Consider the following 7,769-nt stretch of genomic DNA (forward strand, 5'->3'; position numbering starts at 1 on the left):
CCGCTTACCCAAGTGATGGCGGGAATCAAGCGTTATTGACAGTGGATGCGTGCAGTACTACCCTCCTACCGCTGTGCTTGCGCATCGAGGTAGGCCAGTCCTTCCTTCGCATAGGGATTATCGGGATCGAGTGCCAACACATTTTCGAGCGCCACGCGCTGATCTTCGGGATCATCTACCGCACCACTCAGCCAGAGCCAGGCTTCGGGAATCTGTTCGTTTAATTCAACCAGCTCAAGGAGTAATGCCCGTGCCTGTTCCTTATCGCCACGTACCAATGCCTGAGCACCTTCGTAGAGTAATTCGGCTTGACGACGGTCAAGCGGCGGCATAGTTCATGCTCCTTTCTGGACACCGGTACTCGCCCCACGGCGAGAAATCTGCACCACCTCGGCCAGGATACTCAGGGCAATCTCTTCAGGGGTTTTTGCGCCGATTGGCAGACCAATCGGGCCGTGGATGCGAGCTAGCTCTTCTGGAGTGAATCCTTCGGCAGCCAACCGCTCGAGACGACGGGCATGGGTTTTGGGGCTTCCTAATGCGCCAATATAACGTGCCGGTGAACGCAATGCCACTCGTAACGCCGGATCGTCGAGCTTGGGATCGTGGGTGAGTACAGCAACACTACTGCGCGCATCAAGCCTACCGGCCAGCGCCTCATCAGGCCAGGCCAAGATCAGTTCATCAACGTGAGCAAAACGCTCTGCGGTTGCAAATGCGTCTCGGGCATCAATCACCACCGTGCGAAAACCCACGATCTTCGCCAGCGCAGCCAGCGCAATACTGATATGAACGCCACCAACCATATACAATGTTGGCGGTGGAACGAAGCTCTCGACGAAAATGGTTACTTCCGGTGTCAAAGAGACGGTCTGCGTTTCCCCTGCTGTGAGTAGCGGTAAAGCGACCTGTACCGCTTGCGCTGTCAACTCAGTATCGCCGAGATCACCAACCGTCTGTCCATCGGGCCTAAGCGCCATCTTTGCCCCGATCAACTCACCCGACAATACTGTTATTGTAGCCAGCGGCTGACCGCTTCGTACCGCTTCGCGCACCAACTCATAGATCGTGCTCATACGCATTTCCTGCAATGGGGTTTATTTAACGTAATGGCTCAACCAGGACATCAATAGTACCCCCGCAAGCTAGCCCTACTTCCCACGCCGTCTCATCGGCAACCCCAAAATGAAGCAACCGGGTCTGGCCTGTTGCAATGGCTTCCTGGCAGGCCTCAAAGACAGCCCCTTCAATACACCCGCCGCTCACCGAGCCAATCATTGCGCCGCTCGATGAGACTGCCATCTTAGCTCCAACCTGACGTGGCGATGACCCCATCGTTCGTACTACCGTCGCAATCGCCACCTGTTCACCGCGAGCTAACCAGCGATCTATCGCATCGAGAATATCGTGCATTGTCTTACCACTCCTTTGCTCTACCTCAATCGGCTACGCTTGACTGCACCGTAGGCTGACGCTGGCGACGTACATCGTACCACTGCCACAGCCAGACCCCGCCCACAATAGCGACTCCGATAATATCTGTTAGCAGACTGGGCCAGAAACAGAGAAATGTCCCGAACGCAGCGATAATCCATTCCCACCACGTGGTTTTACGTACCAGGTAAAACATCGAAACTGCTGAGAAGGCGATGGTACCGAGCGTTGCTGAGAACCACGACATTGCCACTTTGCTCCACTCGACATCAATCAGAGGCTGACCACTTGCTCCGATCATAAGGATCTCTGGTGTAAAGGCAAAGAGCAGCGGCATCACATAGAGTAATTTCGCAAATTTGAACGATGTCCATCCGGTTTTCCAGGGATCGGCGCCAGCGATCGCTGCGCCGGCATACGCAGCCACACATACTGGCGGAGTAATGTTGCTATCCTGGCTAAACCAGTAGACGATCATGTGAGCGGCCAGAATTGCCACACCCAGATCGCTTAAGGCGGGTACCGCGATCACGGCAGTAATCAGGTATGCTGCTGTTACCGGTACGCCCATACCTAGAATCAGCGAGGCAATTCCAATGAGTAGCACCGCTACAAACAAGTTGCCACCACTCAGGCTCACAATGATATTGGCAAACCGCTGCCCGACACCGGTGGCGTAAATGGTACCAACAATCATCCCAATGACCCCTACTGTAGCGCCGATGACCAGGGTATCACGCACACCTTTCTGAATTGCCTCATTAATGGTCTTCATCACCCGCACCGTGCTGCGCAGAAAAGCGTGAACGATTGTTCCACCCTGTGCTGCCGGATTTTTGAAATCGGCCTGATTTTCGGGTAAGAGATACATCAATGGGATACAAGAGAGGATTGACCAGAAGGCCGCATATCCTGGCGAAAAGCCACGGGCCAGCATAAAGATAACGACAAACAGCGGTAACGACAGATACCATTCGTTACGAATAATCTCCCAAGCCGTATGTTCAGTTTTGATCCCCTTGAGGCCAAACTTCTTGGCCTCAAAATGCACCATCGTTAAAACTGAAAGGAAATACAGAACTGCCGGGACAACCGAAATCGCGACAATCACCGAATAGGGAGTATTGGTCAATTCCGACATCAGGAACGCGCCAGCTCCCATCACCGGCGGCAGAAATGCACCACCAATCGAAGCCGACGGTTCGATTGCCCCCGCCACGTGCGGACGAAAGCCGGCCCGCTTCATCATTGGAATCGTGAAGGTACCGGTACTAACAGTATTGGCGATCGCACTGCCGGAGATCGAACCAAACAACGCCGATGACAGCACAGCCACTTTGGCCGGGCCACCGGTACTTTTGCCAGCTAATGCTAACGGCAGATCAATAAAAAAGCGACTGGCGCCAGCCTTGTTGAGAAACGCACCGAAAAAGATAAACAGAATAACGTAGCTCACCAGCACGTTGGCCATCACGCCGAACACACCTTCCTGATCAAGGAAGAGCACGGTGGCGACCCGCTGCCATGGTTGACCACGGTGTGCAAAGGTTTCAAGGACTGGAATGTCGTATAGAACGAAACCAAATCGCAGATAGAGAATAAAAAAGAGACCGATCAGCGTCATCGACCAGCCTAAGACCCGCCGGGCAATCTCCAGCGAGATGATCAGACCAATCACACTGACGGTAAAATCTGTAGGGTTATAGGCGCCTGCTCGCCGTTGCAGAGATGGGTAATTGAGAATAAAGTAACCTACCACAATGACGGTGATAACAATTAAGGCAAGATCGAGAATCGTAGGCCCACCTCGTGGTAAGATAATGACCCGCAACGGTGTCGGTAATCGTTCGGCCAGACTGTTTAGCCAGGGCTGCAATGGGTTCTTCTTCCCAACCGCCGGATAGAGCAACAACACCAGGATATAGGTCAACATCACATAGATACCACGCTGCCACTGCACCGGCGCCGGCAGCGTTCCAGCAGTGTAAATATAAAAACCGGCCATGCTGACTGCAATGAGAGCAACAATTGTGCCCCAAAAGCGTCCTAAGGTCCGGGTCGGTTTCTCTTCTTGCTCAAGGTATTTGCGCACCTTATCCTGATCGATCTCGTCGCTGGTTAGCGTGATACCAGTGTTGTTCGATGGTTTCAGATCAGCCATAGACCCCTCTTCACCAGATGTTACTAGAGGAAGCACAGGGCCTCCTCTAGTATCGACTCAGCTACCCCGTTGCCACCTGACACGGACGACTACTTTAGATTATCAGGAATCTGCACACCCTGTTCAGTCCAGAATTTAACTGCACCGGGATGCAACTTATTGGCAATACCGGTGATGCCAACCTCGAGGCCCATCTCTTTGGCTGAAGGATGCGCTTCGCGCAGTCGATCCAGACCACCTTCAAGGTACACCGCCTTGAGTGCCTGATACACAATGTCTGCTGGTACATCAGCATTGGCAACCCAGAGTGCGGTATCCTGGAAGCTCATCACATCGTTCGGTACACCATCATAGGCGCCACCGGTCAGCGCCCGCTGCGAATAGAATGGGTACTGTTGGAAGAAGCCAGCTTCCACACCGGGGGTATAGATATCGATCAGCTTAATCTTCGTCGCTGCAGCGGCTTCACGTACCGAAGCGTTCGGGAACCCGGCCAACACCCAGAATCCATCGAGTTGACCGTCGGCCATTGCAGCGGCTGCCTGCGAATAACCGAGGTACTCAACCCTGATCTTATCGAAGAGATCTAGCGCTTTGAAGTAACGCTCGGCACTGAGAGCCGCACCCGAGCCAGCATTGCCCAGCGCGATCCGCTTCCCAACCAGATCAGCAACTGAGTTAATGCCACTCGCTTCACTCACCACCAGATGTGCCACGCCACCGTAGAGGGGAGCAACCGGCATCACCTTATCGTACACTGTTGGATCTTCGGGCAACTGCCCCAATGCGCCCAGAGCTACGTCGCCTGAATAGACAATCCCAAACTGCCGGTCACCGGCATTGACCGAGCGCAGATTCTCGGCCGAACCACCAGTACCCTCAGCCGTAATGTCGACGCCGGGCACTTTCTCTTTGATAATCAAGGAAAGGACGTCAGCATATACCTGGAACACACCGCCAACCGGCCCACCACCAAATGCGTAACGGAGAGTCTGTGCAGGGGCAGGGGCAGGGGCCGATTGACCACCTGCAGGGGCTGCTGTCGGAGCAGTTGTCGGCGTCGTGGTGCCACAGGCACTGACTAGCAGCATTGCTACTACCAGGAATAGCACACCGATACGCGAAACCACTTTGTTTCCTCCTTTACTTATGGCAACCGAGTAAGCTGATTATAATAGATTATACTTGATTTAGCTCGTGCTGAGAAGAAACTTTATCAACGAAACGAGGTGCCAGCTTGACGATTCTTAACCGTTGTGTTCCATTTCAGCGTGATGTTAACGGTATCACGATTGCCGGGGCGATTGGCGGTAGTGGGCAACCGTTGTTGTTACTCCACGGCTATCCGCAGACGCATGCGATGTGGCACGCTATAGCACCAAAGCTGACCGAGCAATTTACCGTTATTGCCGCCGATTTGCGTGGCTACGGTGACAGCGCAAAACCGGCGGACGATCCTGACCATACGCCTTACAGCAAGCGGGCAATGGCTGCCGATATGGTTAACTTGATGACGCAATTTGGCTTTACCCGCTTCTTTGTCGTCGGTCATGACCGTGGTGCGCGCGTGACCCACCGGATGTGCCTTGATTATCCAGATCGGGTGGTACGAGCGGCAGTGCTTGATATTGTGCCAACTCACTATATGTACCTGACAGCCGACCGCGAATTTGCTACAGCGTATTATCACTGGTTCTTTTTGATTCAACCGGCGCCGTTGCCGGAAACGTTGATCGGTGCCGATCCGGATTTTTGGTTGCGTAGTAAGCTAGCTCACTGGGGACGAACTCCGACCGCATTTACAGAAGAGGCAGTTGCCGAGTACCTGCGTTGTTTCCGCAATCCGGCGACTATTGCTGCTAGTTGTGCCGATTATCGTGCCGCAGCAACGATTGATCTGGAACACGACGAGGTTGATGTACGCGCCGGACGCAAGGTAGACTGCCCGCTTCTGGTGTTATGGGGAGCACAGGGGTTTGTTGGTAGAAAGTACAACGTGTTAGAGGTATGGCGGCGGTATGCGTCAAATGTGCAAGGCCATAGTGTCCCAGGTGGTCACTTTTTACCGGAAGAAGCGCCCACCGAAACTCTGGCCGCATTGCAGGCATTCTTAAGCTGACCTGGCCCTCAGGATGTCGGCGACGCCAGAATATCGAGAATCCGGTTGACCAGCGCCGTATCAACCTCGTCAAGGTCATGCGTTAACCGCTGACGGCGCCGCTCGCCATTCCAGATACGATGTACTGCCTTACGAATGTGCCATCCCTTCCGTTCGAGATCGTGGAGGGCCTGTTCGACGTCAGACCGTTCGTGATCATCACCACGGGCTACGGCAGCAATCGCCTGTAACAGTGGCTCGAACTGCTGAACGGCCTGCACCGTCGTCTCTTCGCTGTCTGCCAGGCTAATGAGACCAATTGCCGTCAGACGATCAATAACAGTCTGCTGTTCGGCGGGTGGCAAGGCGTTAAGTGCGAATTGCAATGCTGCACCGTCTTGTCGTTCAATTGCTGATCGTACTGTCGGCGGCAAACTGGCTAAAAATTCCGGTGTCAGATCAGCAGCAATATCCTCAGCCGCGGCTCGATGCCGTTCGGCGAAATCGGTCAGGCCTAGATCGGCAAAAATTTCGGCAGCCCGCGCCAGATAGGGACGCGCCAGATCGGGGCGGCCCATCCGGCGTAATGCCCACCCATAATTCCCGGTCTGTGCAGCAGCACTGTAATACTCCCCAGCAGCCCAATAGAGCTTAACCGCCCGATTGAGTAGATCGGTCGCCTGGGGTAAATCGGTTGCAATCAGTGCTTTACCGCGTGCAATCAACGCATCAGCTTCAGCCTTCAATTGAGCAGGATCGGTCATTGTTTGCCTCGAGTGATTGTCATACGCTGGCGCCGAAGCGGGCGTTGTGGGCCGAGTGAAGCCAGCTTCGCGCCGAGTTGCTCCAGACTTACCAGATTATGTACCGGTAGAAAATCATCAACAAATGGGAGGGCTGCTTGCATCCCCACCGTCAATGGTTCATAGCCGGGCGTTCCCAGCAGCGGGTTCAACCAGATCAGGCGGTGACACGAACGCTGCAAGCGATCCATTTCGCGGGCCAATAATTCTGGATCGCCGCGATCCCAACCATCGCTAATCAGCAATACAACCGGACCCCGCCCAAGCACCCGTCGCCCCCAGCGAAAGTTAAACTCTTTAATTGCCTCGCCGATGCGCGTACCGCCACTCCAGTCAACGACGTGCTTACTCACGGCATCGATGGCGTCGTCAATATCTTTGTGTCGCAACTGACGGGTAATGCGGGTAAGACGGGTACCAAAGACAAATGTTTCGACATTACCCAGACCGGCTGAGATGGCGTGGGCAAACTGGAGCAAAATCCGTGAGTAACGCTCCATACTCCCGGAAATATCACAAATCAGCACCAATGGTCGCGGTTCGGTGCGGATGTTGCGCCACGACAACTCTAGCGGTTCACCGCCGAAGCGCCAACTTTGCCGCAGGGTGCGACGCATGTCGAGGAGCCGACCGGCACGATCTGGCCGTCGCCGTCGGGTACGACGAGGTTGAATGTGCCACTCCATGCGGCGAATCAATTCTTTGCACGCCTGTACCTCTTCCCAGGTAAACTGAGCGAAGTCTTTGGTGCGTAATGCCTCATCACGACTGAAGGTCAGTTGGATCTCGAACTCTTCTCGTTCCTGGCCTTCAGCCGTATCTTCATCATCAGCCGTCGGTTGGCGGCGCGGTAATCGTAACTGACGACGCGGGATTTTGACCTGCGGGAGCAGCATCTGCATCATCTCGCGCTCGAGATCGATGCCGAGCGCCTTCTTCCAAAAAAACTCAAAGGCAACATCGAATAGCGGCAGGTCTTCGCGACGTAACACCAGGATACAGCGCATTGTAGCACGCAAATCTTCCCGCTGTAGCAGACCAACGTGCTCAATGGCCTCGATCAGTTCGATAATCTGACCAGGACTGACCGCAATCCCCATTTCACGTAGGAGATAGCCAAAACTAACGATGTGGGTTAGCAGGTTACTGCTCATAGGAGTTTCTTGGCTTGCAGCGGGCTATCAGCTCACCATAATTGTCATTTATCTTATCCTACCATAAATATGATGTGCCATCCATGGCGAACTCAGCGTGTATATGACAAATGCAAGCC

Annotated in this window: 8 protein-coding genes; 1 reads left to right on the top strand and 7 read right to left on the bottom strand. The window is 54.1% G+C overall.

Annotated features, from left to right (window positions below; translation table 11 throughout):
* Positions 1 to 65: 65 nt before the first annotated feature.
* The 5 genes from JE47_RS0118650 to JE47_RS0118670 form a co-directional block, all read right to left on the bottom strand.
* Entirely contained in the window at positions 66 to 332 is a 267-nt protein-coding gene (locus JE47_RS0118650) for a hypothetical protein (protein WP_031461201.1), read from the bottom strand.
* Positions 333 to 335: 3 nt separating this feature from the next.
* Positions 336 to 1,076, bottom strand: coding sequence for an XdhC family protein (locus JE47_RS0118655; RefSeq protein WP_031461202.1), 741 nt, complete (start codon positions 1,074 to 1,076; stop codon positions 336 to 338).
* A 25-nt stretch (positions 1,077 to 1,101) separates the two neighbouring features.
* Entirely contained in the window at positions 1,102 to 1,413 is a 312-nt protein-coding gene (locus tag JE47_RS0118660) for an XdhC family protein (protein WP_028457354.1), read from the bottom strand.
* A gap of 25 nt (positions 1,414 to 1,438) precedes the next feature.
* A complete protein-coding gene (locus tag JE47_RS0118665) occupies positions 1,439 to 3,595 on the bottom strand; it encodes a TRAP transporter permease (protein ID WP_031461203.1) in 2,157 nt (718 codons plus the stop codon).
* 89 nt (positions 3,596 to 3,684) lie between these two features.
* Complete coding sequence (locus tag JE47_RS0118670) at positions 3,685 to 4,725, bottom strand: TAXI family TRAP transporter solute-binding subunit (RefSeq protein WP_031461204.1); 1,041 nt, start codon at positions 4,723 to 4,725, stop codon at positions 3,685 to 3,687.
* Positions 4,726 to 4,832: 107 nt separating this feature from the next.
* Here JE47_RS0118670 and JE47_RS0118675 point away from each other — a divergent pair, with 107 nt between their 5' ends.
* Positions 4,833 to 5,714 (top strand): alpha/beta fold hydrolase, encoded by an 882-nt coding sequence (locus tag JE47_RS0118675; RefSeq protein ID WP_031461205.1) that lies wholly within the window; start codon positions 4,833 to 4,835, stop codon positions 5,712 to 5,714.
* 8 nt (positions 5,715 to 5,722) lie between these two features.
* On the opposite strand, the gene JE47_RS0118680 is transcribed toward JE47_RS0118675, so the two are convergent.
* Both JE47_RS0118680 and JE47_RS0118685 read right to left on the bottom strand, forming a co-directional pair.
* The gene (locus JE47_RS0118680) at positions 5,723 to 6,457 is read right to left on the bottom strand and encodes a hypothetical protein (RefSeq protein WP_031461206.1); all 735 of its coding nucleotides are present in this window, start codon (positions 6,455 to 6,457) and stop codon (positions 5,723 to 5,725) included.
* Complete coding sequence (locus tag JE47_RS0118685) at positions 6,454 to 7,650, bottom strand: vWA domain-containing protein (protein WP_031461207.1); 1,197 nt, start codon at positions 7,648 to 7,650, stop codon at positions 6,454 to 6,456. Before JE47_RS0118685 ends, JE47_RS0118680 begins: the two co-directional genes overlap by 4 nt.
* Between the last annotated feature and the right edge of the window lie 119 nt (positions 7,651 to 7,769).

Origin of the sequence: Chloroflexus sp. MS-G, assembly GCF_000735195.1 — a bacterium.
Taxonomy (GTDB): domain Bacteria; phylum Chloroflexota; class Chloroflexia; order Chloroflexales; family Chloroflexaceae; genus Chloroflexus.